This window comes from Thiorhodococcus drewsii AZ1, from assembly GCF_000224065.1.
Taxonomy (GTDB): domain Bacteria; phylum Pseudomonadota; class Gammaproteobacteria; order Chromatiales; family Chromatiaceae; genus Imhoffiella; species Imhoffiella drewsii.
On record NZ_AFWT01000011.1, the window covers coordinates 90,492 to 115,620 of the forward strand.

The following is a 25,129-nucleotide window of genomic DNA, read 5'->3' on the forward strand; positions in this document are numbered from 1 at the left end:
GACGAACTAGCAGCTGACCCTGGGTCCTAGGAGCGAAAGCGTACAGGTGCCAACACCCGTACGCTTTCTGCTTGATAGGGCTGTTAAACTGATCAGTTGCCGGTAGCTGGAAGCAAATCAATGTCAAAACGCGATTACTACGAAGTCTTGGGCATCCAACGCAATGCGAGCGAGGCCGACGTCAAAAAGGCCTTTCGCCGTCTGGCGATGAAATATCACCCCGATCGAAACACGGGGGATGCGGATGCGGAAACCAAGTTCAAGGAAGCCAAGCAGGCTTACGATGTCCTGAGCGATGCGAAGAAGCGCTCGGCCTACGATCAGTTCGGCCATGCTGGTGTCGATTCGGGTGCGGGAGGCTTCGGTGGCGGTCCAGGGGACTTCGCTGGCGCGGGCTCCTTCTCCGATATCTTCGGCGATGTCTTCGGCGACATCTTCGGTGGACGTACCGCCGGTGGCAGACGCAGCCAGCGCGGGGTGGACCTGCGCTACGACCTGTCGCTGACCCTGGAAGAGGCGGTTGCCGGCAAGGATGTCAAGATCCGTATTCCCACTCTGGTGGATTGCCAGTTCTGTGGCGGCAGCGGGGCCAAGCCGGGCACCCAGCCCAAGCAATGTCCAACCTGTGGGGGCATGGGGCAGGTGCGGATGCAGCAAGGCTTCTTCTCCATTCAGCAGACCTGTCCGGATTGCCGCGGCGCGGGCGTCGTGATCGACGAGCCCTGCTCGCACTGCCGTGGTCGCGGTCGGACTCAGGAGGAGAAGACGCTGTCGGTGAAGGTTCCGCCGGGCGTCGATACCGGGGACCGCATTCGCCTAGCCGGGGAAGGCGAGCGTGGCGAGCAAGGCGGTCCGCCAGGGGATCTGTATGTGCAGGTCCAGGTTATGGAGCACCCCATCTTCACCCGCGAGGACAGCAATCTCTATTGCCAGGTACCGATCGGCTTCGTTACGGCGGCGCTGGGAGGCGAGTTGGAGGTCCCGACGCTCGACGGCAAGGTGATGCTGAAGATCCCGGCGGGTACCCAGACTGGCAAGATGTTCCGAGTGCGCAATAAGGGCGTGAAGCCGGTACGTGGCGGCGTGGTGGGCGATCTCATCTGCCGAGTGACGCTGGAGACGCCGGTCAACCTGACCGACCGTCAAAAGGAATTGCTCGAGGAGTTCGAGGTCAGCGTGCGCGAGGGTGGCTCGCGGCACAATCCGCAGTCCCATTCCTGGCTCGACGGCGTCAAGAGTTTCTTCGAAAAAATGGGTCTTTGACCGACCGGACCCGGTAACAGCACAGGTTGGATGCCGCCGAATGCATGGCGGTTTGACCTCGCCGGCCCCGATCCGGCATGCGCGAGCGTCCCGATTAGGAGTCGAATGAATATGAGTGAGATCAGAATCGCCGTCGCCGGCGCGGGCGGGCGTATGGGGCGCAACCTCATCCAGGCGGTCACCGAGGCCCAAGGATTGCGATTGGGTGCCGCGACCGAACAACCCGAGAGTTCGCTGCTCGGCACCGATGCGGGCGAATTGGCCGGTGTCGGCCGTTTGGGCGTTCCACTGGTCGCCGATCTGTCCGAGGTGATCGACGATTTCGACGTTCTGATCGACTTCACCGTTCCGACCGCGACCATGGTGCATCTGGCGCTCTGTCGTCGTTCCGCAAAGCGAATGGTGATCGGTACCACCGGGCTCGATGAGGCACAGCGGGTTCAGGTGACTGCCGCTGGCGAGGAGATCGCCATCGTGTTCGCGCCCAACATGAGCGTCGGCGTCAACCTCTGTCTCAAGCTGCTGGATATTGCGGCGCGGGTTATGGGTGACGACGTCGATATCGAGATCATCGAGGCCCATCATCGTCATAAGGTCGATGCGCCTTCCGGAACGGCACTGCGGATGGGCGAGGTCATCGCCGACGCGCTCGGGCGCGATCTCAGAGAGGTTGCGGTCTACGGTCGGGAAGGGCAGACGGGGGCGCGCGAGCGTCGGACCATCGGATTCGAGACCATCCGCGCGGGCGATGTCGTTGGCGAGCACAGTGTCTGGTTCGCCGCCGAGGGCGAGCGGATCGAGATCGCCCACAAGGCGTCGAGCCGCATGACCTTTGCGGGCGGTGCCGCGCGTGCGGCGGGTTGGATCGCCGAGCGCGAGCGTGGTCTGTTCGACATGCAGGACGTCTTGGGGCTGCGATCCCTTTGAGGGTTCCGGTTATGGGTGGCGAAGCCTCGTTTCGTCACCCAACCTATTGATACATGCGGCGCCGGGCTTCACCCGACATGTCAATCCTCGCAGGAATACCCGTGGGCGATGAGCCCTTCCGTCAGGTGGTCGGCGATCATGGGGTGCGATAGCAGATAGGCGGCTGCGTTCAGCGAATAGTCTCCGATCGCGTCATCGACCGCCGACTCCCAGTCCTCGATGGCGTAGTCTCCGCGTCCGAGCCACATGAGCGCGACCAGTTCGGCGCGTTGGCGCTCGCTCATTGTTCCAATTGTCTGCATCATCTCCTGGACGCTGTAGTCCTCGCTGTGATCGGCGAGGACCTGTAAAGCCCAGTCCTCCGTGGGGCTCGACGGGCTGTCGGGGATCACCACCTCCTCCTTGGCTTGGAACTCCCGTGCCTTCGCGACGATGTGGCACAAGGTCTCTAATTTGAGGTGCAGCATACTTGGTGTCCTCTTCCACCTGTTTCAGGTCGACCCATCGCTTCGCCAGGATGGCTGTCCGTAGGGTGACGCTCGGTCTGATTGGAGTCCATTGTACTGCGATCCACCCGGTTGTCGGGTCGAACGCAGATCAGTATTGGCATGATCCTCGGTTCCCGAGGCGCGCCCGATGCCACCAACATTTATGCGTTCGATGGGTTGCGCTCTGGCGATAAGATCTCTATACTTGTTTCTTCTGATGCGGGGTGGAGCAGTCAGGCAGCTCGTCGGGCTCATAACCCGAAGGTCGTAGGTTCAAATCCTGCCCCCGCTACCAAATTAAAAAGGCTTAGAGTTTATGACTCTAAGCCTTTTTTCGTTGTGTCCGACCTTGAGTGGGGTGCTCGTCCTTGCTGCACCTTGGATTATGCCGAGGTCTGTTGTGCGGGAGAATCGGACGTTGTCATTGTGCGCTGCGTCGCGATCGTTTGCGTGCGACCAGAGCGGCGAGGATGGCAAGGCCCGCTATGACATAGAGAAAGAGGCTTGCGTCTTTCGGGAGCGAGTGCGGAATATATTCGCCGAGATAGAAGCCGATCAGGCTGAAAATCGTGGCCCAAACTGAGGTCGCGATAGCGCTGAAAATCAGGAATCGGCGCAGAGGAATCTCGCTCAATCCCGCCATCATCAGAAAGAGCGTTCTCATCCCGTAGAGATAGCGATAGGTGAGCAAGAGGAGCATGGAATGCTTCTTCAGCCAGACCTTTGGGGCATGAAGACGACTGGAGAGTACGGGACTCTTTTCGATCCGTTCGGCGCCGAAAAAACGCGCCATGATGAAATAGAACCAATCCGCTAAGAGCGTTCCGGCGAGTGCGGCAAGAAAGACCCAGTGAAGCGTCATGAGGCCGCGTTGGGCCGCAAAGGCCGCTGCGATGAGGGTCAGTTCACCTTCGAACATGGCGCCGAAGGATATGCCGAGATAGATCAGCATCGAAGGGTTTCCATTGCAAGGGATTCGATCATTGATGCGGCGGGAAGTGACGGCTGTCGACGTGGGCCCGAGCATATTGCGACGTTTGTCGAGTGAGTTGGATACACTATCACCGCTCGGGATCGGAAAAATGCCGTTTTTGGCGGCTCTTGAGTATGCTGGTGTTTTAACACTCTTTTTGGACGATTCGAAGACGTCGGGTGTCGCGCGTCGATTTCCCATCTTCGATGAAGATCATGGCCATTGATAATGTCGAATCGAAACGATGTCTCCTCGTTCTCCTCTGGAAGCCCAGGGCAGCTATCCGAGAGACATGAGGAATCATCCATCTCGCATCTGTTCCCGCGCCTTGGTTTCATCTCTCTCTACGTGCTCAATCTGCTCACGCTAGGCCTGTTGTCCTACCTGCTCGCTCCCTTTACGAGTCTCCTCTTCTTCGACGATCCGCGTTTCTGGCGGCACTGGCACAAATTCCACAAGCTGACCCTGCGCAGCATGCATCACACGCTGGCACTGTTGCGTCAGTCCGAGTATTCCCAGGTTTTTCATGTGCCTTGGCTCAAGGCGCCCAGGATGTCGCCGGATCGAACCCGTCTGCGCGTCAGGCCCGAGTGGCTGCGTTTGCATGGCGAACACTGTGACGGCTGCACGACCTGCTGCGAGCGGATCGACTGCACGCTTATCGATCCAGACGTCAAGGGTTGCATGGTCTACGGCTCCTTTTTCTGGAAATACTTCACCTGCGGCCCCTTTCCCGAGAATCGGCGTCAGATCGACTACTACGGCTGCGAAAAGTGGCAGTCGGACGTGTGACATCGGAGCTGGATTTTCCGCGTTCTTTGATCCGTCGACGAGGTTGATGTCGACGGAGCGTCCCAGGCTACGCGGCCTTTCTGAAGGGCGGTCTCTGCCGCTGACAACGGGTGTCGTCAGCGGTGTTCCCGCTGACGCTAGAGTCCGACCTTGAACTGACCGATCTCGTTGCGTAGGGCGCTGGCCAGGCGTGCTAATTCCTCGGTCGAGGTGCTGACCTGCTCGGTCGCGCTGGCGACACGCGCCGTCTGCTCCTTGAGGTTGCCGACGTTGCGCGCGATGTCTCCGGCCACGGCGGTCTGTTCCTCGGTTGCGGTGGCGATCTGGGTGGTCATGTCGTCCATGGTGCGCACCCTGGACACGATGCCGTCCAGCGCCTGGTCGACATGCTGGGCCTGGTTGACCACGTTCTCGGTCTGCTCGCGGCTATGGTTGATGCGCTCCACGGCCAGGCGCGTACTGCTGCGCAACTGCTCGATGGTCTGGCGGATCTCCTCGGTGGAGTTTCGGGTGCGCCCGGCGAGCGTGCGCACTTCGTCCGCTACCACCGCGAATCCGCGTCCCTGCTCTCCGGCCCGTGCGGCCTCGATCGCGGCGTTGAGGGCGAGCAGGTTGGTTTGATCGGCGATGCTTTTGATCACCTCTACCACGATGTCCACGGTCTCGCTGGCGCGCCCGACCTCCTCGATCACGCTTGCGCTTTCCTGGATGTCGCTGTCCAGGGTACGGATCGCGATCAATGCTTGAGCCTCGGCCTCGCGACCTTGGCTCGCCTCGGTACGTGCCTGATCGGTCGCCTTCGCCGTGTCGTGAACATTGCGCGACACCTCTTGCAGGGTCATCGACATCTCTTCGACTGCTGCGGCGACCTGCTCGGTTTCGGCGACCTGTTGTTGAATCGTCGTGCGATTTTCTTCGCTCACCATATTCAGCTCTTCCGCCGACGATGCCAACTGTGCGACTGAGCCTTGGACCGCGCGGACGATCCCTTGGAGCTTATCGACGAAGCGATTGAAGCTGTGGGCGAGTGCGCTCAGTTCGTCCCGCCCGTCAGCGGGAAGACGGGTCGTGAGGTCACCATCACCATCGGCGATATCGGCGAGCATCAGGTTCATTTGGCGCAGTGGACGGGTGATGGCCCGAATGACCATCCAGGAGAGCAGCACGCCGAATATGACGGCGACGCTGGTCAGCACGATCAGGCGCAGCTCGGTCTCATTGAACTGGTTCTCGATGCGCTCGGATTGCTGGTTCAGGGACTCGGCGACGCTAGTACGCAATGCCTCGGCCTTCTCCGCGATCTGGGGTCCGATCTCGTCCAGCGTTTGAATCCCCGCGTTTCGGGCCTCAATGACCCTGACCACTGTATTGAATGCCTCCTCATAGCTGGATAGAAGCCCTGCCACCTTCAGGGTCAGCGCACGCCGCTCGGGTTGGTCGCCAATGGCGCTCAAGGCGTCGTTCAGCGGTACGAGTTCCCCTTTCACTCCCCGCATCGAGTCGGCATCGTTTTCCAGCAGATATTTGACGACAAAGAGGCGCAGTTGCAGTAGATGCCGTTGGGCGACACCCACGCGGTAGCTCGTCTCGATGTCCCCATTGCGATGCGCGGTTTCCATCATCTCGGTCAGCGCATCCGCGATCTGGGGACCGATGACGTCGAGCTTCTCCTCGACGAGCGCATTGCGCTGCTCCATATTGGTCACGATCGTCGAGTCGAACGTGTCGATGTATCGGGCATTCAATGCGGCGATTTCCTCCATCAGCTTTACCCGGCGCGGTTCCTGGATCGCCTGGCGCGCCCGCTCCAATTCCGTCTGGCTCGTTGCACGTTCCTCTCTGAACGTTTCGGCGTCTCGCGGGTCGCGCGATTTCAGGTAGGACTTCACCGCAAGGCGCTGTTGCAGCAGATCGGAACGGATTTTGGCGGCGACATCGGCGTTCGGGATCAGGTTCTGGGTAATCGTCCCGACCGCTCGATCCACCGTTCGATTGGCCTGGAAGGCCACGATTCCTTCAGAGACCAGGAGGAAAATCAGTAATCCGGGTACGAGCCAGATTTTGAAGCCAACGGATAGCTTGTTGAGCAATGACTGCATGTCCTCGTTCCTTCATCAATGTAGGAATGGTCCCAGCTGAATCGGCATCAGGCGATGACAGCGTTGACTGGGGTTAGGGGGGGCTGTGCGTTGAATCGGACTCTATGCCGTTCTCGCACATCTGCATTCGACCGGTGCGAAGAATAGCGCCGCCGCTGGAATCGAAATGAGGTGGGTATCGCAGAATTTCGCACTAATAAGGTCGGGATTGGGGCGCGGGGGATAGGCGGTGGCCAAATCGAGTGCATGCGAAGAAAACGTGAATGGCGTGCATGCTGGAAAACATTCGTGCTTGCTGCGTTACTTCATCGTGAGTTCGGCCCTGCTTGCGAGTCGTGCTCTGCGATCTGGACTCGGTTGCGGCCTTGTTCCTTGGCGTCGAGCAGGGCATCGTCGACACGCTTGAGCAGGGATTGGATCGGTTCCTCCAGTTCGGCTTCGGCAACCCCGAGGCTCACGGTGAACTGCTCCAGCGGAGGAATCCGCAGCGACGCAACGCAGGCGCGCAAGGTTTCGGCAACGGTAGCGGCGGCACGCAGTCTGGTGTTGGGGAGCAGGATCATGAACTCCTCTCCCCCCCAGCGGGCCAGTTTGTCGGTTTTGCGCAGCCGCTCCGAGAGTGTTTGGGTCAGGCGTGTGAGGGCAAGATCGCCCACATCGTGCCCGAAGGTGTCGTTGATCGATTTGAATCGATCGATGTCGAGCATGATCAGCGAATAGGGTGTCCCATGACGCTTGGCCAGATCGTGCGCCATCTTCAGCATCTGTTCGCAGTAACGACGATTCCAGATGTCGGTGAGTGGATCGTGATGGGCGGCGTGCTGGAGTTCGGCCTCCAGGATCTTGCGGTCGGTGATGTCGATCAGTACGCCGTTGAAGAGCGTGAAGGCGTTGGTATGCTGGCGTGGTCGAGAGCGTCCGAGCAGCCATTTGACGCCTTTGGGTGTCTTGACGCGCCACTCGCATTGCCAAGGGTCGTGGCTGCGAACGGCGCGCTGAATGCTTCTGCTGAGCAGCCCCTGGTCGTCTGGATGGGTCGTGGCGAGCAAGGGAATGGGATCGGGCAGATCCGGCTCTTCCGGTAGACCGAGCAGTTTTCCCAGTCCGGCGCTGACGAACAGCATGTCGATCTGGCCGTTGGCGTCGACCTGCATCTGGAAGACGACGCCGGGAAATGAATTGGCCAGATCGATGACCTGCGCCTCGCGCGCCTTCTGTTCGGTTAAATCCGAGAAACTGACGACGACGCCGACACATGTCCGCGCTCGCACGATGGGTGCGGCGTAAAGGAGGGTGGGTATCTGTACGCCGTCGCCACGGATCAGCCATTCCTCGTGGTTTTTAAGTGCCTGTCGGTTCGTTCCCACGCCTTGAATCGCGTAGGTCTTCGATTCGCTTGCGTCGGGGAATATGGTCCGCAGATGCGCGTTCAGCAGTTCGCTCTCATGGCGATATCCGAGTAGGCGCAATGCCGCTGGGTTGACGAAGGTGAAGCGGCCGTCCAGGTCGATGCCGAAGACGCCGTCATGGATGCTGTCGAGCAGGAGTCGATTGAAATGCTCCGTCTCTTTTTGTGCGGTGATGTCGTGGATGATCGAGAGGAGTAGACGCCGGTCACCCACCTCTACGGGACCTGCGTAGGTTTGTACATCGCGCAGACTTCCGTCCGCGAGACGATGCTTAAAGTGCAAGGGTTTGTGGCCGCCTTTCCAGGAGGCGATGCGTTGGGTGATGGGCAGGGCGGATCTGCCCAGTGAGTTGATTTCCCAGACATGCAGCGAACAGAGTTTATCGTAGGGATATCCGTAGAAGGCGACTGCGGTTGGGTTGGCGTCGACGATGGCGCCTTCCCGCTCCGGATCGATCAGCAGCATGGGGGCCGTATTGGCGCGGAACAGGCTTTCGTAGAGCGTGCGCTCGCCGTTTTGATCCGGGCCGGATGCGCGTGCCGTTTCGGCATTTGGATGCGGGTGGGTCTGGATGCGAGTCGACTGTTGATGGTGGAGCGCTGGCGCCGGATGTCCCTCTGCAAGCCAGCCGATGCGCCCGTCGGCGAGCCGAGTCTCGAAGCAGTGGCAGGTCATGACGGTCTCGGCTTCGGGCGAACGGATGTGCCAGATCTCGGAAACCGTTGACATTCGGTCGGCTTGAGCTGCGCAGATGTCGGAACGCGACGCATCCTGGTGTTCGTCGACTCGGCGCTCGAGTTGCCCGTGCGTTGGACCATCCCAGTATTCACGCGCGCTCGGGTTTGCCCACAGTAGGGCGTCCGTTGCGGGATCGATGATCCATACTGGGGTCTGAAGTCGGGTCAGGATCTGCAGCGCGTCTAACATCGGGAGGCCGTCTTGTGGGGCATGGGGGTTGGATGGAGCTTGGGGGTCAGGTGATTGCAGGAGATGGAATCGTCCAACGATCTCGGCGTGGATCGATGGTAAACGAGGGCGAGCCTGAATAGCGGGGTCTTGATCCGATCTATATTCGCGTACCCGTTCGATTGACCGCGCGCTCGCCTGACCTCATGCTTGAAAGGCCAGCAGCCAATTCCGTCGGTTCCAATGGTGTTCTCTGCGCGTTCCTTGTGGTGTTTGCCGATCATCCTTCTGTGCGTGTCCGCTCCATCGATGGCGGGGGATTGGCGGTCCGTCGAGGCGTTCGACGAAGCGATCTCGGTCTCGGATCTCAGCGAGGTCAGCCATCACCTGATCCGGGCCTCGGATGGGGAGAAAATTGAGGCGCACCTCGTTTTTTTCACCTCCAGCGCCTTTCGTCTCAAGGTCGTCGACCTCGGAGACAGGGCGCTGACCGGCCATATCGATTTGGCCGATGCGCTCAGATCCGCCGGATGCGTTGCCGGCGTCAACGGCGGCTTTTTTCATCGCGATGGCAGACCGCTCGGTCTGGTGATCGCGTCGGGGCAGAGGATTAACCGCTTCGAGACCTCAAGGCTGCTCAGCGGCCTGATCTATGGCGATGCGCGTGGGATCTATCTGATACGCCGGGGCCGATTCGAGGATCGCCCGGGCATCGATGCCTTGCTGCAAAGCGGGCCCTACCTGGTCGAGGCGGGCAGGGCGGTTCGAGGGCTCTCGGACGCTGCGACCGCCTCAAGAACCTTCGTCGCCACCGACTGGCGCGGTCGTTGGCTGCTCGGCGCGATGCATGCTCGCATTACCTTGGCCGAGTTGGGTGAACTGCTCGCGACTTCTGGGTTGCTGGCGCCCTGGCGGGTCGACCGCGCGCTCAATCTCGACGGGGGCTCGTCGACCGGCTTCTTTTTCGCCGGTGCCGCCGATCGGTCCTCAGTGATTCTCCGCCCGCGTAAGGCCGTGCGCACGCTGCTCGGAATCGTGCCACGCTGACATTTGCCGACCACTTCCAATCGGAGACCGCACGATGCCTTTTTCACATGGCTATGCGTTCGACCCAAGCTACGGCTTCGACCTTGAGCGGCTTCTCGCAATCGCGCCTCCCCAGGAACCGGACGATTTCACCGCCTTTTGGCGTGCCAGGCTGGAGCGCGCGCTCAGGGTCGAGACGAATCCGCGTCTATCGACATCCACACTGGTGGATCCGCATTTCCGCGTCATCGATCTCCAGTACCGATCGACCGACGGCTTTCAGATCGGTGGCTGGCTGCTGATTCCGATGCATGCAGACATCCGGCGCGGCATCCTTTTGGGACACGGCTACGGCGGTATCGATCGGCCTCCCATCTCCCTGCCGCGCCAGGATTGCGTCTATCTGGTTCCCTGTTTTCGAGGCCTCTCGCTCAGCCGACGGCCACCCATTTCTGAGGATCCGAATTGGCACGTCCTGCATGATATTCAGAGCCCCAATCGCTACATCATCGGTGGTTGCGTCGAAGACATCTGGACCGGCGTCAGCGTACTGCTGGATCTCTTTCCCGAGGTCCAAGGACACGTCGGCTATGCGGGCATCAGCCTCGGGGGCGGATTGGGGGCCATGGCGATGGCCTGGGACGCACGTATTGGGCGCGGACACCTCAATGTGCCGACCTTCGGCCATCAGCCATTACGGTTGAAGTTGCCGAGCGCCGGCAGCGCCGAGTCGGTGCGAGACTTCGTGAACGATCGCGGTCGCGTACCCAACGCCTTGCGTTACATGGACGCCGCAATCGCCGCGCGTTACATCCGCCAGCCGATGCACATCGCCGCCGCGCGCTTTGACCCCGTGGTTCCTCCGCCCGGTCAGTTCGCGGTCTACAACGCCATTCCGGGCGACAAGCGACTGATGGTGCTGCAGGCCGGGCATTTCGACTATCCGGATCGGGTGGGCGAGGCGCGGGAACTGGTCAGTCAGCTGTGGAGCTTTTTCGCACCCTTGTGAGGGTGTTTGCGCGCGCGATGCGTCTCTTTCAAGTCTCAACGGCTCATTGGCAGCAGGAGTGCGAGTCCTGGGAAGGCGATCAGGGCGCCGATGCGGATGAAGTCCATGGTGACGAAGGGTAGGAGTCCGTGAAAGATGCTCGACAGGGGCACGGTTTTGGTGACCGACCGCAGGACGAAGGCGTTCATGCCGACCGGCGGTGTGATGTAGCTGATCTCGGTGGCGACGACCACGAAGATGCCGAACCAGATGAGATCGAAGCCGGACGCGGCTACCACGGGATAGAGGATCGGCACGGTCAGCAGCACCATCGACAGGCTTTCAAGCACGCTGCCGAGCAGGAGATAGACGCCCAGGATGGCCAGAATCAGCAGGAGCGAGCTGTCTGCGAGCGGCCCGAGCGCCTCCCGGATGTCGGAGGCCATGCCGGAGAGGTTGACGTAGTTGGAGAAGGTGAGGGCGCCGAACAGGATGAAGAACATGATGGCCGTCAGCTTGGCCGTCTCGGCCAGGGTCTCGATGGTGCGCCGTATCTGGAGTTGCCCTCTGAGCGCCGTCAGCAACATGGCACCGGCCGCGCCCATGCCGGCCGCCTCGGTGGCGGTGAAGACCCCGAAATAGATGCCGCCCATCACGAAGGCGAATAGGACCATCGCACCGGCGACACCGCGCAATGCGGCCAGACGTGCTCGCAGTGGAAGTTTGGGTTCGACGGGGATCTCGCGGCCCTTGCCGACCGACACGCTGAACCGAACCGCCACCATGTAGCCGACGACGCCGAGCAGTCCGGGCAGAATGCCGGCCAGGAACAGTTTGCCGATGTCCTGCTGGGTCATGATGCCGTAGAAAACCAGGATGACCGACGGTGGAATCAGGATGCCGAGCGTGCCGCCGGCAGCAACGGAGGCCGTCGCCAGACCGTCCGGGTAGCCGAAGCGCCGCATCGAGGGCAGTGCGATCCGCGACATGGTCGCCGCAGTCGCCAGCGAGGAGCCGCACACAGAGGAGAAGCCGCCGCAGGCGACGACGGTGGCCATGGCGAGCCCGCCGCGCCGATGACGCAGCCAGGCGTAGGCGGCGTCGTAGAGTTCGTGGGCGATTCCGGACTGCACCACGAAATTCCCCATCACCAGGAACAGCGGCAGCACCGAGAGCGAATAGGTGCGACTGTTGTCGAAGACGGTCTGTCCAAGCAGCGACAGCGCCGGGTCGACACCGATCAGTGTCGCGGTGCCGAGCGTGCCGACGAGGAGCATGGAGGCGGCCAGCGGAACGCCGGCCAGCATCAGAATGACGAGCAGAAGAATACCGTAGGGCCAATCCATCAGGGTCTCGGGGCGGGTCAGTGGGGTAGGCTGCTTGAGTTCAGTCGATGCATGGGGCACCGTCGGTCTGGCGATGACCCTGGGTGCGGAAGATCACCATACCGATCAGCAGGACCGAGGCCAGCCAGCAGAGTACCGCCGCCCCATAGGCGAAGGGGGCGATCGGTAGGCGCAAATAGATGCTCGTCTGGCCGTAGCTGGCGAGCATCCCGCCCATGACCAGGAGCCGCCAGCCGATCACGCCCAGCACCAGGGCATTGACGAGCCGCGCCAGGGTGAGCAAGGGGGTGCGCGTCCAGGCCGGCAGGCGCTCGGTGAGGAGATCCACCGTGACGTGACCATCGGACAGCGAGACCAGCGGAAGGCCGAGGAAGACCACGCCGACGAGCATCAGCTCGGTGAGTTCGCCGGCCCCCGGCAAGGGCGCGGCGAACAGATAGCGGCCGATGACATCCACCACCGTCAGCAGAATCATCGCCAGCATGGTCAGGGCGCAGGCGCCCCCGAGCAGTGCCGAGCCGATATCAGCGAGCGAGCGGCTTGGCATGAACGGCAGTCTCATCGGGTCTCGGCGGCGATACGGGCCTTCATATCGTCCATGGCCGCCTTGGCGTCGACACCCGTCGCCGCGATTTCATCGAGTTTCGACTCGATGACCGGATCCAGCATCTGGTGCAGTGTGCCGAGCTGTTCCTCGGTGGCGACATGGAGCTGGACCTTGCCTTCCAGCGCGTCGCGTCCGGCTGCGTCGGCTGCGTCCCAGGCCTCGCCGGCGAGACGGGCCAGTGCCTCGCCCGAGACGCTGTCGATGGCGGCCTTGTCGGCCTCGGACAGACGATCCCATGTGCGCCTGTTCATCACGAAGAAGAACGAGGTGTTGTAGAGACCGCCGGGGACCACGAAGCCCTGGTCGACCAGGCCGTCCAGACGAAAAAAGGTGACGGATTCGAAGGGGAACAGGATGCCGTCCGCGACCCCGCCCGAGATGAGCTCATAGGCCTTGGACGAGGGGCTTTGGACCGGGACCGCGCCGAGCGCGGTGGCGACGTCGTTCGCCATGCCGCCGCCGATGCGCAGCTTGGCTCCGGCGATACCGTCGAGCGAGGAGAGATCGCGTCCCTTGGTGAAGACCTCGCCGGGACCGTGGGTGAAGACGCCCAGGACCTTGACGCCTGCATATTCTCCAGCCGCTTCGAGCCGCTCCTTGAATACCTGCCAATAGGCGATCGAAATGGCCTCGGAGCTGTCACCCAGGAAGGGAAGCTCAGCGAGCATGGAGGTCTTGAAACGGCCCGGCGTGTAGGCCTGGGCGCCGAAGGTGATGTCGGCAATTCCGTTGGCCGCGAGATCGTAATGGGCCGGCGGTGGTCCGAGCGGCGCGTCTAGGATCTGGATCGAGACGCGTCCTTCGGTCGCCTTCTCTACAGCCGCCTTCCAGGGCAGCATCACATCCTTCACGACCGGATGGCTCGTCGGCAGCCAGTTCGAAAATCGAAGCGTCTCGGCGGAGGCCGATCCAGCGAGCGCGATCAGTCCGGCGGTTACGCCGGTCAACAGGGCACGGAGCATAGAGATCCCCTTAGATTATCGGTGTGTCCGAGCCGAGCGCGGCATTTCCGGACACTTTATGCGGAAAACGTAACATGGAGAAAGTCGCCGAGAAAGCGGAATTTCGAATCAGTCCACGAACCTCATCATCGCCTGGGTGAAGCGCAACGACACTCCGGAGCGCTGCCAGCGCCCTTTCGGTGCGCGTTCGCGCCTGGCCCCAATGGGGACAACTTCCTCGAAAAGGTCATGCGATCGTCACTCGCATGTCATAGATCCTCAATCGGACCTGCTTAGCATCCTTCTCGAATTCGACGTCCAGGCGCGCGCATGGCGCGGTTTCGGACCCATTTCCACAATACGAGAAACGACGATGCAGACATCGACACGGGGAATCTTCCTGCCCTCCTTGCTTGCGATGGGGGTGGCCATGGCGACTCAGGCCCAGGCCGATACCGGCTGGAATGGGGTATCAGCCACGATTTCCGACCTGAGATCCGGTGAGGTTGGCGCGCGCTTTCAGCGCATCGCGACGTTCGGCAACTATCTGAACCTCGATGCGGAGGATCTCGACGAGGAGACCGTCTCCGAAATCGTCGCCGCCACCAAGGATGGCGAGACGCTCGTCTATACCGACAGCCCGGGCGAGTCGATTGGGTTCGTCGATATCAGTGATCCCACCAAGCCGATGCCACTCGGCCGTGTTGCGGTGGGCGGCGAGCCGACCTCGGTCGATGTGATCGGCAACCTGCTGGCACTGGTCGCGGTCAACACGAGCGATGATTTCCTGAATACCAGCGGCCGACTGCTGGTGGTGAACATTCCGCGACAGACCCTTGTCGGCTGGATCGAGCTCGACGGTCAGCCGGATTCCATCAAGATCAGCAGCGATGGCGACTATGCCGCCATCGCTATCGAGAACGAGCGTAACGAGGAGGCGACGGTCGACGGCGTTGAGGGCGGTCTGCCGCAGGATCCGCCCGGCTATCTGGCGATCGTCGATATCCATGGCACGGATCCGAGCGGCTGGAATCTGCGTCGCGTGGAACTGACCGGTCTCGCCAGCTACGGCAGCAGCGATCCCGAGCCCGAATTCGTCGACGTCAACGCACAGAATCAGGTGATCGTCTCGCTTCAGGAGAACAATCATCTGGTGGTCGTGGATCTGCCGAGCGGCGAGATCCTCAAGGACTTCGACGCTGGCGCGGTGGATCTCACCGGGGTCGACGCCACGGAGGACGGCATCATCTCGCTCACCGAGACGCTCGACGGCGTTGCGCGCGAACCGGATGCCGTGTCCTGGGTGCCCCTGGATCCGCGCGGCGACAGCCATTTGATCGCGACCGCCAACGAGGGCGATCTCTTCGGCGGCAGTCGTGGCTTTTCGCTCTTCGATCCGAAGCTCGGAGGCGACCCGCTGGTCTTCGACAGCGGGGCCTCGCTCGACGCCATCGCGGCCCAATTCGGTCACTATCCAGAGGACCGCTCCGAGAACAAGGGGAGCGAGCCGGAGGCGGTCGAGTTCGGCCGCTTCGGCCGCCAGGACTATCTCTTCGTGGGATCGGAGCGCGGCAGCTTTGTCGCCGTCTACAGGATGAACCAGGGACAGCCGGAGTTCTTCCAGCTTCTGCCGGCACCGCTCGGTCCAGAGGGCCTGCTGGCGATCCCGTCGCGCAATCTGCTCATCGCCTCGGGCGAGAAGGACGATCCTTCGTACGGCGTGCGCTCGAGCATGATGATCTATCAGCTCAAGCGCGGCAGACCGGACTATCCGCAGATCCTCTCAGCAGACGACGGCACCGGCGCACCGATCACCTGGGCGGCGCTTTCCGGGATGGTTGCCGACCCCAACGATTCGAACCGACTGTTCGCCGTTTGGGACTCCTTCTTCTCCGAGAGCCGCATCCTCACCATCGACGTCTCACAGTCCCCCGCCGTCATTACGGACGCCATGACCATGAGCGGCGGCACCGGCAACTATGACCCTGAGGGTATCGCCATTGCGCCGGACGGTAGCTTTTGGATCGCCAGCGAGGGCAACAAGGACGACTCGCGCCCCAACCGCTTGCTGCAGGTCGACTCCAGCACCGGCACGGTCCTGCAGGAGATCGGTCTGCCGAGCGAAATTCTCGCCTGTCGCGCGGCCTCCGAGGAGACCGCGACGCTTGGTTCGGGCTTCGAGGGGCTCGCGGTTCAGGGCGATGCCTCCGGGTACCGTCTGCTGGTCGCCCAGCAGCGCGGCTGGAACTACACCACCTCGGCCTGTGAGGATCTGGATGACGATGCCGGTGGGCTCGATGCCAACGGCCAGCCGCTACGGACGCGGATCTGGACCTATGATCCGGTCAGCGGCGACTGGGGCCACATCGGCTGGGAATTGGCGGCGGTTCCGGAGCATGCGAGCTGGGTCGGTTTGTCCGAGATCAGTGCCATGCCGAACGGCGCCTATGTCCTGATCGAGCGCGACAACCGCTCCGGCGATTTCGCCGTGACCAAGAACCTGGTCGAAGTGAGCGCGGCCGCCATGACCGATGGTCTGATTTCCGCGTCGGAAAAATCGACCTTCGATCTCATCCCCAGCCTCAAGGCCACCAACGGCTGGATGACCGACAAGCCGGAAGGCGTTGCCGTCACCCGTCGAGGGCGCGTCTATCTGGTGACCGACAACGACGGTGTCGATGGCTGGTCGGGTGAGACCTGGTTCCTCGACCTGGGTCGTTATCCGCGTCTCTTCGACTGAAGCAGACCCTGATCGGAGGTCCCGCCCCGCGTCGGGGCCTCCGATGGCACGACCGGGCGGGTTGGACTGAATACCCGGTGGATATATTTCGTCAGTGCTGTAGCATATCCCTCGGCTACGCAATGTGGCCGATTGGATCGGCACCCTCGTGTGCCACATCAAGACGGCGGCTTCTGACCGCCAACTCAATCACAGTCTCTGTGTTCAGCGCGGGTCTTCGCCCGCACGACACGACGCAGCATCCGCGTCGATCGATCGTTCGTATCTTCTGGAGTCTCGAGCATTCGCGTGCCTTGACTTCGCACAAACAGGGATGGCGTGTGCCTGCTCGGCATGCGTCTTTCGCTGATTGCATTTCCATTCCATTGACGGGAGTCGAGATCGCATGATCAATACAGCAGTCAAACAAGAATTCGGGTCGAACCCACTCAAGGTTCGCGACACGAATCACTATCAGGCCGAGTACGTTCATTCGTTCGTCGATAGATGGGATCAGCTGATCGATTGGGACCGCCGGGCCGAGAGCGAGGGCGACTTCTTCATCCGTCTCCTCCAGGAGCAGGGCGCCAGGAAGGTGCTGGACGTTGCGACGGGGACCGGTTTCCACTCGGTCCAGCTGCTCAAGGCCGGTTTCGAGGTGACCAGTGCCGACGGCAGCCCGGTCATGCTCGGTAAGGCGTTCGAGAACGCGCGCAAGCGCAACCATATCCTGCGGACCGTGCATGCCGATTGGCGCTGGCTCAATCGCGACGTTCACGACTATTACGACGCGGTCATCTGTCTCGGCAACTCCTTCACCCACCTGCACGATGAGAAAGATCGGCGCAAGGCGTTGGCCGAGTTCTATGCGACGCTGAGGCACGACGGCGTGCTTATCCTCGATCAGCGCAATTACGACGCCATCCTCGACCACCAGATCGAGCCACGCCATAACTTCTATTATTGCGGTGATAACGTCCGTGCCACCCCAGAGCACATGGATGACTCGCTGGCGCGCTTCCGCTATGAATTCCCGGGCGATGAGGTCTTCCACCTCAACATGTTCCCGCTGCGCAAGCAGTATATGCAGCGTCTGTTACACGAGGTCGGCTTCCAGCGCGTCACCACCTATGGCGACTTCAAGGAAACCTACCGCGAATCCGAGCCCGACTATTTCATCCACGTTGCTGAGAAGCGTTACATCGAAGGGGGTGACGAGGAATGAGCGCAACCTATTCCAACGTGGTCGAGACGGCACGGACCTATTACAACAGCGAGGATGCGGACAACTTCTACTTCCATGTCTGGGGAGGGGAAGACATTCACATCGGTCTCTATGAGAGCACCGATAGCCCGATCGCCGAATCCAGCCGCCGCACTGTCGAGCGCATGTCTACGAGCGTGCAAGGGTTGGGCCCGGAGACCCGTGCGCTGGATCTCGGCAGCGGTTACGGTGGTGCGGCGCGGTATCTGGCGAAGACCTTCGGCTGCAGCGTGACCGCGCTGAACCTCAGCGAGCGCGAGAACGCGCGCAATCGCGAGATGAGCCAGGAACAGGGTGTCGGTCACCTGATCGAGGTCGTCGAAGGCAGCTTCGAATCCGTCCCGGCGCCGGACGCCTCCTTTGATCTGGTGTGGTCGCAGGACGCGATCCTGCACAGCGGAGAGCGCGATCAGGTCATCCGTGAGGCGGCTCGTGTTCTGCGTCCCGGGGGCACGCTGATCTTCACCGATCCCATGCAGGCAGACGACTGCCCGGATGGCGTTCTGCAACCGGTCTACGACCGCATCCATCTCGACTCGCTCGGTTCAATCGGCTTCTATCGCGCGGCTGCGGCTCGTCATGGTCTGCAGGAGGTTGAGGTTATCGAGCTGACGCCGAATCTGATCGTCCACTATGCCCGAGTCCAGCAAGAACTCGAACGGGTTCGGTCCGACCTCGACGGCCTGGTTTCCGAAGCCTATATCGACCGCATGCTGGCCGGATTGGGCCATTGGGTCGAGGCCGGAGAGAAGGGCTATCTGAGCTGGGGCATTCTGCACTTCAGTAAGCCGAGCTCCTGATCCCGAGGCGCGGCGGGCTTGGCTCGCCGCCCGGACGAAGCGCGGTTCAATCCGGGGATGCCGTCAAGGCAAATTGCTGTCGCTTCGGTCGGACGTCCATCCCATCGCGGTGCGCTCGAATTCCCAGCGCTTGGCCACGTTGAAACGCGTGCCATCCCAACGCATGGCGTCGATGCGGATCTGCCGCGTCGACGCCTCGATCCGATTGAAGGCGTTCGGTTCGCCCTTACGACGCCTTGAGATGGCGGTGCCGGCTTGTGCGACGACGATCCCATGGGTCGTTCCTGCATCGCTCTGGTGCAGGTGTCCGCCGAGAATGAGGTCGATCCTGGCCGAACGCAGTCCGCCCAATACCTCCTGCGCACGACCGACGAGTCCGCGTCGACGCATGGCGTCGGACAGTAGGAAGGGATGGTGTGCGACCAGGATACGCATTGCATCGGGTTCGGCGGCACTGGCGAGCCGCACGACGCGCCCTAATTGATCCAGATTGATCCGACCTCGCGACCAGTCCAGGTGTAGCCCCCAGCGCCGCGCGGTCTTGACCCCGATCGCAATGAATTCCTGTCCTGCAATGCTGGATTCCAATTCCTCCGAGATGTGTCTGCGCCACATCCGCCAGGGATGGATGAAGCGGCGCCATGGACGCCAGCCGGGCAGGTCGTGATTGCCCGGCACCACCAGCAAAGGCTCGGGGAGCATGCGGATGAATTCGGCTGCGGCGGCGAATTCGCGCGGTCGGGCGTGCTGAGTGAGATCGCCGCTTAGTGCGACCAGTGTGGGTTCCATTCGCCGGATCTCGGTACTCAATGCCTCGGCCAGGCGCGGCAGATGGGTCCCGAAATGCAGATCTGAGATGTGAGCGATACGCATCATGCTGAAAAGAGCGGCCTAGCCGCGAGCAGAGGGATCAGGTCGGGGGACCAGCATTGCGACGCGGCGCGGTTCGATGCGGAATCGGAGCGGCGTTTTCAAACGCCGGATCTCGCCATCCAGCATGACGCTAATCGTGCCGCGCCCGGAGATGGACAGGCTCGCCTCGGTGGCGGCGGTGGTCAGCACGGCATCGTCGGCCTGCCAATTGCCCAGCATCAGTCGAGTGAAGAGACGTGTGAGTTCGCGAAAGGTTGCCTTGCGGACCGCATAGATGCCGAGCACGCCGGCATCGAGGTGCGTCCTCTGGAGCAGTGTGCCGAACGCGCTGTCGAGTAGATTGTTGGTGACCACCACCGTGTGCGAGTGCAACCGTTCGGAGTCCTTCTCCGTGACAAGTCGCATGCGCCGATGCGGATAGATCCGAAGGAGCTTCAGGCCGCGCCAGAGCAGTTTGGGCCAACGGCTCCAGGGTGCCGTGTATCGTTCGCGCTCGCGTTCGCGTCCCACGAGAGTCCCGACGCCGATCATGCAGGCGCAGAGAAAGGGCTGATCGTTGACCTGGCCCAGATCCAGGGTCTGGACGCGGGCTTCCAGCAGGGTCTGGATGGCTGCATCCATATCGAGCGGGATACCAAGATCCTTGGCCATCCAATTCATGGTGCCGCGCGGGAGGATACCCAGTGGTATGGAGCACGGACCGAGGGCCTCGACGACGCTCAGCAAGGTGCCGTCGCCGCCCGCAACGTAGATGGCGCGGACATCTTCGTCGAGCCTGTTGTGCAGACGTTCGGCGAGCCCTTGCGGCCCGAATGGAATGATCTGGATTCGGATGCCGCGTTCGCTCAGGCGGTGCTCCAGCAGATCGAGCAGTGGATCGACGCCGCTCGCATCGGCGTTGCCCGATGCTGGGTTGATGACGACGAGGATGCGGGATCCTTTCATGTCGAATGCCGTCTCGGTCGATGTCTCGATAGTGCGTGTCGCAAGCATGCCCTCTCTCTAGGGGTGGAGTGAACCGCTACACTTGAGAGTGGTGGTCCACAGGCGTTGATGTTTGGGGCGTGACCCTGACTCTGCCAAGTACCCAGCGTACGCCTGTCCGGCGCATGGCTTACCACACTGCATGAGGGATCGAATCGATGACGACGCCCCCTAATGCCATCACAGATGCTATCGGTCTTCGATTGCAGTGCGACCTGCTCGACAGGGTGCGCGATGGACTGATCGTGGTGGACATCGTTGCTGGCCGGATCCTCTTTGCCAATAGCGTCGCCTGCCGTTTGCTCGCGACCAGCAAGTCCCATCTGCTCGGAACCCGTGTCGAACATCTGTCTATCTGGCCGGAACGCCGGTTTTTCCAGGACGCCGTCGACATCTTGAGCAAGGCCGACGCGGAACAACAGGTTGCGCTCGACGTGCCTCGTGACGACAACCCGCTTGAGATTCGACTGAGCCGATTTGCGAGCGGCGATGCCGACCTACTCCTGATGACTGTCTGCGATCCGCATGACCGTCTTCAATCAGAGACCGCTCTGCGTGAGAGCGAGGCGCGCTTTCGCGGCATCCTGGAACAATTGCCCGCGATCGCCGTACAGGGCTATGACGAGCAACGTCGGGTGACCTTCTGGAATCAAGCGAATGAAGGCATCTACGGCTACCGTCCGGACGAGGCCCTAGGACAACGGCTGGAGGATCTTATCATCCCGGAGCCGATGCGCGATGGCGTGGTCAGAGATGTCACTGACTGGTTGGAGCGTGATATCCCGATCCCGTCCTGTGAACTGACGCTGCGTCGCAAGGACGGCTCGCCGGTGAGGGTCTACTCAACCCATGTGATGCAGTGCAACAGCTCGGGTCGCAAGGAGATGTTCTGTGTCGATCTGGATCTGAGTCCAATCCGTGCCGCCGAGGAACGTTTGCGGCTTGCCGGCACCGTTTTTGACAGCACGGCGGAGGGCATCTTTTTGACCGACCCCGGTTCGCGCATCGTCGAGGTCAACCGCGCCTTTACCGAGGTCACCGGCTACCTGCGCGAGGAGATCATCGGCAAGCCGTTGTCGTCGTTCAAATCCGGGTGCCATCGGCCGACGTTTTTCCAGGCCATCCGCCGCTCGTTGGCTGAAAATAACCACTGGCGTGGAGAGATCTGGGTCCGTTTCAAGGATCGCAGTATTCATTCGGCATTGGTCAATCTCAGTCGGGTCGAGAACGAGCAGGGACAAACCACGCATTACGTCGGAGTCTTCTCCGATAACAGCATGGTCAAGAATTGGCAGGAACGGCTCGACTTCCTGATCCATCATGACGCCCTGACCCATCTGCCCAACCGCGTGCTTTTCGAAGCGCGTCTGGATCATGCGATCCGCCGAGCCGAGCGAGATCAAGACCATCTCGCCGTCCTGTTCATCAACCTCGACCGCTTCAAGGGAATCAACGACAGCCTGGGACATCCAGGCGGAGATCGGCTGCTGTGCGAGGTTGCCAAGCGTCTGCGCGACGGGCTGCGCCGCGACGATACCCTTGCCCGCTTCAGTGGTGACGAGTTGATGGTCATCATCGAGGATATGGCCGACGATGCGGACGCCGGCCGGATCGCTGGAAATCTGCTGAATACCATCGTGCGTCCCTTCCAGATCGGTGGACGCGAGATCTTTATCACCGCGAGCATCGGTGTCGCGCTCTATCCGCGCGATGGCGGCGCAAGCACAAGCCTGGTCCGCAATGCCGGCTTCGCCTTGCGGCAGGCCAAAAAGGCCGGCGGAAACGGTTACGCCTTCTATACCGATGCGCTGACCGAGGACGCCAGGAGCTATGCCCTGCTCGAAAACGGCTTGCGCCGAGCGGTCAGGACCGATGAGTTGCGTTTGTACTACCAGCCTCAGATCCGTCTCGGCAGCGGCGAATTGATCGGACTCGAGGCACTGATCCGTTGGGAGCACCCCGAGTTGGGGTTTCTGCTGCCGGGGCGTTTCATCCAGATCGCGGAGGAGAGTGGCATTATCGCGGCCATTGGGGAATGGGCGCTCCACAGCGCTTGCGCTCAGGCCCGGTCATGGCTCGACAGTGGGCTCGAATTCGGACGGGTCTATGTCAATGTCGCCCATTCTCAGATCCATCGCGGCGACCTGCATCGTGTCACGCGACGGATTCTCGACCAGACCGGTCTGCCCGCCGAGCGTCTGGGGCTTGAGATCACCGAGGGCGTGGCCATGGAACGCGGCACCGACTCGATCATCGCCGAGTTGGACCGACTCAAGAGCGATAACGTCGGTCTCGCCATCGACGATTTCGGTACCGGCTACTCTTCGCTGTCGCGATTGAAACAGTTGCCGGTCGACCAACTCAAGATCGATAGCTCGTTCGTCCGCGATATCGGGGGCGGTGGTCGCGACCTCGACATCGTGCGCGCGATCATCACGCTCGGCCATACGCTCGACCTCGAGGTGCTCGCCGAAGGCATCGAGACCCAGGAGCAGCATGCCTTGCTGCTCGCCGAGGATTGCCGATTCGGCCAAGGCTTCCTCTATGCCAGGCCCATGCCTCCGGAAGCCCTGTCCGGATGGCTCAAGGACTGGTTGCCTGCAGTCTAGAACCGGTCGGGGTCGTAACCTGGCTGCAGCGCAGCGGAACCCATGTCGTAGGATGGACGTAGAGTGGAAATCGGCTTGATCTTTGCTTTTAATTATTCAGTCAGCGCTGTCTCGCGCAGACTGGATTGGAGCGTCCTGATGAGGATGTGGGCAGGCTTGCCTGCTTCCAGGCGACTCCATTGGGTCAACCAATAGATCAAATTGTCGCCATGTCGTCCATGCTAGATCAGTCCGCTTTTCCATTCTTTCCGCTCGATCCCGATCGGGAGCGTCTTGCCGACTTGGAACGGCGTTCGCTGCTCGCCGAGCAGGCCCGGCAGCAGGCTCACCATCTGCGTACGCCGTTGAGCGTGATCAAGCTGATTTCCGAGACTTTGCAGCTGGATCTCTTCGACGATCGCAGCCACCGCGAGCGATTGCAGCGCCTGCTTGGGGCGGCCTCGACCCTGTCTAACGGGTTGAGCGATGCCGTGCGCTCGACGGGTTTCGGTGACGGTCCCCAGCAGCGGCTCGATGGGCTGGCCGTCGCTGCCGATGTCATGCGTCTCCATGGTGGCCGCGTCGTCACGCCCGACGACGGCATGCGGCATTCGACAGAGATCGAGATCGAGCCTGACAGCTTCGAGGCTGCGCTTGTCCATTGTCTGCGGTTTCTCGGAATCGGCACCGATTGCGGCTGGAGCAGGGGTTCGGTCCCGGTGATGGACTGCGAAGCGGGCGAGGGGCGTCTCAGGCTACGACTGAGCGTGGAGGGGGGCTTCTCTCCCGATATTCCCACCGAACGCGCCGACCTTCAGCTCATGGCTCTGGCGGCAGAGCGTTGCGCGCGCGATTGCGGCGGTACGCTGACACTGACCGCCGAGAGCGCGACCTTCGAGCTGCCATTGGCACCTCCGCGGGAGGGAAGTGCAGCCTGAGGCCGATGTCGCCGCGCCATTCTCGCGTTCGGGCGGCTGCCTTGGCGGTTTCTCTGCTTGGCGTATGGCTGAGTTGGAAGCGAACGGGGCTAGAATTATCCAGATTCAGGTCCGAAATCGTTCGTGTCGGGGTCCGTACCCAGAAATACGGGCTCAAGGATGAGCCGCAATTGGACGCGAACGGCGATTCTGTCTGACCCTCTCGACTCGTCTTCTCCCACTTCCCACTGGTGCCTTTGCCCCATTAGCCGGGGCTAAACCACCAAATCCTATGTGCTTCACCAGGCTACGGGGTAGCCCGAATATGGAGGACCCTTGTCATGTCTAGAAGCAAGCCAAGTGCGGGGCTTTCCCGCGAGGAAAGGCACGAGGTGTCCGAGCGTCTGAGCCTGAGGTCGTTGCAGGTGTTCGAGATCGTGCGCCAGGAGGGTGTGGAGGAGTTGTCGCGGCCGATCAATTCGCTGTTCTGGTCCGGGATCGCTGCGGGGCTGTCGCTCAGTTTGTCGGTCTATTGCATGGCCTTCCTGCATCAGGCGTTGGAGGGCAGTCGGCTCCAGCCCGCACTGGTCGGTTTTGGCTACAGTGTGGGATTCGTCATCGTGATCCTGGGACGCCTGCAACTCTTCACCGAAAACACCATTACGGTCGTGCTTCCGGTCTTGAGCGATATCAGTCGCTTCAAGATTCAGCGGACTCTGCGGCTCTGGGCCGTCGTCTTCATCGCCAACATGATCGGGACACTGGTTTCGGCACGGGTTGCGATTTCGGGCGGCATGCTGCCGCCCGAGCAATTGGAGGCGGCGCTCCTGGTCTCGCAACACCTGCTGCAGTATTCCGCGCTTCAGATCCTGCTCTATGGCATCCCGGCCGGGTTTATGGTGGCCTCGATCGTCTGGTTGATCCCGAACGCCAAGGGCGGCGAGTTTTGGATCATCGTGCTCATCACCTACATGATCTCGGTCGGCGGGCTGACGCACGTCGTAGCCGGATCCACCGAGTGGTTCCTGCTCGCCATGGACGGGGATTGCACCTGGGTACACGCGGTCTTCTCGGGAATCCTGCCGGCCTTGATCGGTAACGTGATCGGCGGGACCGGACTGTTCGCCCTCATCACCTATGCCCAGGTGAAGGATGAGATCTGAAATCCAGTGGCGCGAATAGGTGGGTTCAATTCAATGACACATGTCATTGATGTCAA

General features: G+C 61.5%; 20 protein-coding genes and 1 tRNA gene. 12 read left to right on the forward strand and 9 right to left on the reverse strand.

Going from position 1 to position 25,129, the window contains the following annotated elements; all coding sequences use genetic code 11:
• Positions 1-120: 120 nt before the first annotated feature.
• Together dnaJ and dapB are read left to right on the forward strand one after the other, a co-directional pair.
• Positions 121-1,263: a molecular chaperone DnaJ gene (gene dnaJ / locus THIDRDRAFT_RS09425; RefSeq protein ID WP_007040607.1), complete on the forward strand. Its 1,143-nt coding sequence runs from the start codon at positions 121-123 to the stop codon at positions 1,261-1,263.
• Between the two features lie 111 nt (positions 1,264-1,374).
• Positions 1,375-2,190 (forward strand): 4-hydroxy-tetrahydrodipicolinate reductase, encoded by an 816-nt coding sequence (gene dapB / locus THIDRDRAFT_RS09430; RefSeq protein ID WP_007040608.1) that lies wholly within the window; start codon positions 1,375-1,377, stop codon positions 2,188-2,190.
• 80 nt (positions 2,191-2,270) lie between these two features.
• Here the strand turns inward: dapB and THIDRDRAFT_RS09435 are convergent, their stop codons facing one another.
• On the reverse strand, positions 2,271-2,657 hold the full coding sequence (locus THIDRDRAFT_RS09435; RefSeq protein ID WP_007040609.1) for a DUF3775 domain-containing protein: 387 nt from the start codon (positions 2,655-2,657) through the stop codon (positions 2,271-2,273).
• 239 nt (positions 2,658-2,896) lie between these two features.
• Between THIDRDRAFT_RS09435 and THIDRDRAFT_RS09440 the strand changes: the two genes are divergently transcribed.
• Positions 2,897-2,973, forward strand: a tRNA-Met gene (locus THIDRDRAFT_RS09440).
• A 126-nt stretch (positions 2,974-3,099) separates the two neighbouring features.
• Here THIDRDRAFT_RS09440 and THIDRDRAFT_RS09445 read toward each other — a convergent pair.
• Positions 3,100-3,852, reverse strand: a complete 753-nt coding sequence (locus THIDRDRAFT_RS09445; RefSeq protein ID WP_083827456.1) for a DedA family protein — start codon at positions 3,850-3,852, stop codon at positions 3,100-3,102.
• 174 nt (positions 3,853-4,026) lie between these two features.
• On the opposite strand from THIDRDRAFT_RS09445, the gene THIDRDRAFT_RS09455 reads away from it, so the two are divergent.
• A complete protein-coding gene (locus THIDRDRAFT_RS09455) occupies positions 4,027-4,443 on the forward strand; it encodes a hypothetical protein (protein ID WP_216725621.1) in 417 nt (138 codons plus the stop codon).
• 137 nt (positions 4,444-4,580) lie between these two features.
• Here the strand turns inward: THIDRDRAFT_RS09455 and THIDRDRAFT_RS23730 are convergent, their stop codons facing one another.
• A complete protein-coding gene (locus THIDRDRAFT_RS23730) occupies positions 4,581-6,542 on the reverse strand; it encodes a methyl-accepting chemotaxis protein (RefSeq protein ID WP_007040612.1) in 1,962 nt (653 codons plus the stop codon).
• 305 nt (positions 6,543-6,847) lie between these two features.
• A complete protein-coding gene (locus tag THIDRDRAFT_RS09465; RefSeq protein ID WP_216725622.1) occupies positions 6,848-8,680 on the reverse strand; it encodes a sensor domain-containing diguanylate cyclase in 1,833 nt (610 codons plus the stop codon).
• A gap of 471 nt (positions 8,681-9,151) precedes the next feature.
• On the opposite strand from THIDRDRAFT_RS09465, the gene THIDRDRAFT_RS09470 reads away from it, so the two are divergent.
• Complete coding sequence (locus THIDRDRAFT_RS09470) at positions 9,152-9,904, forward strand: phosphodiester glycosidase family protein (protein ID WP_245535812.1); 753 nt, start codon at positions 9,152-9,154, stop codon at positions 9,902-9,904.
• Between the two features lie 34 nt (positions 9,905-9,938).
• Positions 9,939-10,892 (forward strand): acetylxylan esterase, encoded by a 954-nt coding sequence (locus tag THIDRDRAFT_RS09475; protein ID WP_007040615.1) that lies wholly within the window; start codon positions 9,939-9,941, stop codon positions 10,890-10,892.
• 35 nt (positions 10,893-10,927) lie between these two features.
• On the opposite strand, the gene THIDRDRAFT_RS09480 is transcribed toward THIDRDRAFT_RS09475, so the two are convergent.
• The 3 genes from THIDRDRAFT_RS09480 to THIDRDRAFT_RS09490 are packed head-to-tail and all read right to left on the reverse strand — an operon-like array spanning position 10,928 to position 13,786.
• The gene (locus THIDRDRAFT_RS09480) at positions 10,928-12,217 is read right to left on the reverse strand and encodes a TRAP transporter large permease (RefSeq protein WP_007040616.1); all 1,290 of its coding nucleotides are present in this window, start codon (positions 12,215-12,217) and stop codon (positions 10,928-10,930) included.
• A gap of 40 nt (positions 12,218-12,257) precedes the next feature.
• Positions 12,258-12,779, reverse strand: coding sequence for a TRAP transporter small permease (locus THIDRDRAFT_RS09485; RefSeq protein ID WP_007040617.1), 522 nt, complete (start codon positions 12,777-12,779; stop codon positions 12,258-12,260).
• Entirely contained in the window at positions 12,776-13,786 is a 1,011-nt protein-coding gene (locus tag THIDRDRAFT_RS09490) for a TRAP transporter substrate-binding protein (protein ID WP_007040618.1), read from the reverse strand. Before THIDRDRAFT_RS09490 ends, THIDRDRAFT_RS09485 begins: the two co-directional genes overlap by 4 nt.
• 352 nt (positions 13,787-14,138) lie before the next feature.
• Here THIDRDRAFT_RS09490 and THIDRDRAFT_RS09495 point away from each other — a divergent pair, with 352 nt between their 5' ends.
• From THIDRDRAFT_RS09495 to THIDRDRAFT_RS09505, 3 genes are all read left to right on the forward strand, one after another.
• Positions 14,139-16,505 carry an esterase-like activity of phytase family protein gene (locus tag THIDRDRAFT_RS09495; RefSeq protein WP_007040619.1) on the forward strand — a complete coding sequence of 789 codons (2,367 nt, stop codon included), beginning with the start codon at positions 14,139-14,141 and terminating at the stop codon, positions 16,503-16,505.
• Between the two features lie 385 nt (positions 16,506-16,890).
• Positions 16,891-17,709 (forward strand): glycine/sarcosine N-methyltransferase, encoded by an 819-nt coding sequence (locus THIDRDRAFT_RS09500; protein ID WP_007040620.1) that lies wholly within the window; start codon positions 16,891-16,893, stop codon positions 17,707-17,709.
• Positions 17,706-18,548: a class I SAM-dependent methyltransferase gene (locus THIDRDRAFT_RS09505; RefSeq protein ID WP_007040621.1), complete on the forward strand. Its 843-nt coding sequence runs from the start codon at positions 17,706-17,708 to the stop codon at positions 18,546-18,548. Before THIDRDRAFT_RS09500 ends, THIDRDRAFT_RS09505 begins: the two co-directional genes overlap by 4 nt.
• Positions 18,549-18,611: 63 nt before the next feature.
• Here the strand turns inward: THIDRDRAFT_RS09505 and THIDRDRAFT_RS09510 are convergent, their stop codons facing one another.
• Positions 18,612-19,424 (reverse strand): metallophosphoesterase family protein, encoded by an 813-nt coding sequence (locus THIDRDRAFT_RS09510; RefSeq protein ID WP_007040622.1) that lies wholly within the window; start codon positions 19,422-19,424, stop codon positions 18,612-18,614.
• Positions 19,425-19,439: 15 nt separating this feature from the next.
• Positions 19,440-20,414 carry a diacylglycerol/lipid kinase family protein gene (locus THIDRDRAFT_RS09515; RefSeq protein WP_007040623.1) on the reverse strand — a complete coding sequence of 325 codons (975 nt, stop codon included), beginning with the start codon at positions 20,412-20,414 and terminating at the stop codon, positions 19,440-19,442.
• A gap of 149 nt (positions 20,415-20,563) precedes the next feature.
• On the opposite strand from THIDRDRAFT_RS09515, the gene THIDRDRAFT_RS09520 reads away from it, so the two are divergent.
• The 3 genes from THIDRDRAFT_RS09520 to THIDRDRAFT_RS09530 all read left to right on the forward strand — a co-directional run bounded on the left by THIDRDRAFT_RS09520 (position 20,564) and on the right by THIDRDRAFT_RS09530 (position 25,073).
• Positions 20,564-23,014: a sensor domain-containing protein gene (locus tag THIDRDRAFT_RS09520; RefSeq protein WP_007040624.1), complete on the forward strand. Its 2,451-nt coding sequence runs from the start codon at positions 20,564-20,566 to the stop codon at positions 23,012-23,014.
• A gap of 209 nt (positions 23,015-23,223) precedes the next feature.
• Positions 23,224-23,931, forward strand: coding sequence for a hypothetical protein (locus tag THIDRDRAFT_RS09525; RefSeq protein WP_040844432.1), 708 nt, complete (start codon positions 23,224-23,226; stop codon positions 23,929-23,931).
• Between the two features lie 320 nt (positions 23,932-24,251).
• Complete coding sequence (locus THIDRDRAFT_RS09530) at positions 24,252-25,073, forward strand: formate/nitrite transporter family protein (protein WP_007040626.1); 822 nt, start codon at positions 24,252-24,254, stop codon at positions 25,071-25,073.
• Positions 25,074-25,129 lie beyond the last annotated feature (56 nt).

Excerpts from the sequence above, each read along its gene's own strand:
- THIDRDRAFT_RS23730 (WP_007040612.1), bottom strand. The coding sequence starts at position 6,542 with ATGCAGTCATTGCTCAACAAGCTATCCGTTGGCTTCAAAATCTGGCTC.
- THIDRDRAFT_RS09465 (WP_216725622.1), bottom strand. The coding sequence starts at position 8,680 with ATGTCAACGGTTTCCGAGATCTGGCACATCCGTTCGCCCGAAGCCGAG.
- THIDRDRAFT_RS09530 (WP_007040626.1), top strand. The coding sequence starts at position 24,252 with ATGTCTAGAAGCAAGCCAAGTGCGGGGCTTTCCCGCGAGGAAAGGCAC.
- THIDRDRAFT_RS09445 (WP_083827456.1), bottom strand. The coding sequence starts at position 3,852 with ATGGGAAATCGACGCGCGACACCCGACGTCTTCGAATCGTCCAAAAAG.
- THIDRDRAFT_RS09485 (WP_007040617.1), bottom strand. The coding sequence starts at position 12,779 with ATGAGACTGCCGTTCATGCCAAGCCGCTCGCTCGCTGATATCGGCTCG.
- THIDRDRAFT_RS09525 (WP_040844432.1), top strand. The coding sequence starts at position 23,224 with ATGTCGTCCATGCTAGATCAGTCCGCTTTTCCATTCTTTCCGCTCGAT.
- THIDRDRAFT_RS09475 (WP_007040615.1), top strand. The coding sequence starts at position 9,939 with ATGCCTTTTTCACATGGCTATGCGTTCGACCCAAGCTACGGCTTCGAC.
- THIDRDRAFT_RS09490 (WP_007040618.1), bottom strand. The coding sequence starts at position 13,786 with ATGCTCCGTGCCCTGTTGACCGGCGTAACCGCCGGACTGATCGCGCTC.
- THIDRDRAFT_RS09495 (WP_007040619.1), top strand. The coding sequence starts at position 14,139 with ATGCAGACATCGACACGGGGAATCTTCCTGCCCTCCTTGCTTGCGATG.
- THIDRDRAFT_RS09510 (WP_007040622.1), bottom strand. The coding sequence starts at position 19,424 with ATGATGCGTATCGCTCACATCTCAGATCTGCATTTCGGGACCCATCTG.
- THIDRDRAFT_RS09480 (WP_007040616.1), bottom strand. The coding sequence starts at position 12,217 with ATGGATTGGCCCTACGGTATTCTTCTGCTCGTCATTCTGATGCTGGCC.
- THIDRDRAFT_RS09500 (WP_007040620.1), top strand. The coding sequence starts at position 16,891 with ATGATCAATACAGCAGTCAAACAAGAATTCGGGTCGAACCCACTCAAG.
- THIDRDRAFT_RS09435 (WP_007040609.1), bottom strand. The coding sequence starts at position 2,657 with ATGCTGCACCTCAAATTAGAGACCTTGTGCCACATCGTCGCGAAGGCA.
- THIDRDRAFT_RS09515 (WP_007040623.1), bottom strand. The coding sequence starts at position 20,414 with ATGCTTGCGACACGCACTATCGAGACATCGACCGAGACGGCATTCGAC.
- dapB (WP_007040608.1), top strand. The coding sequence starts at position 1,375 with ATGAGTGAGATCAGAATCGCCGTCGCCGGCGCGGGCGGGCGTATGGGG.
- THIDRDRAFT_RS09505 (WP_007040621.1), top strand. The coding sequence starts at position 17,706 with ATGAGCGCAACCTATTCCAACGTGGTCGAGACGGCACGGACCTATTAC.
- THIDRDRAFT_RS09520 (WP_007040624.1), top strand. The coding sequence starts at position 20,564 with ATGACGACGCCCCCTAATGCCATCACAGATGCTATCGGTCTTCGATTG.
- dnaJ (WP_007040607.1), top strand. The coding sequence starts at position 121 with ATGTCAAAACGCGATTACTACGAAGTCTTGGGCATCCAACGCAATGCG.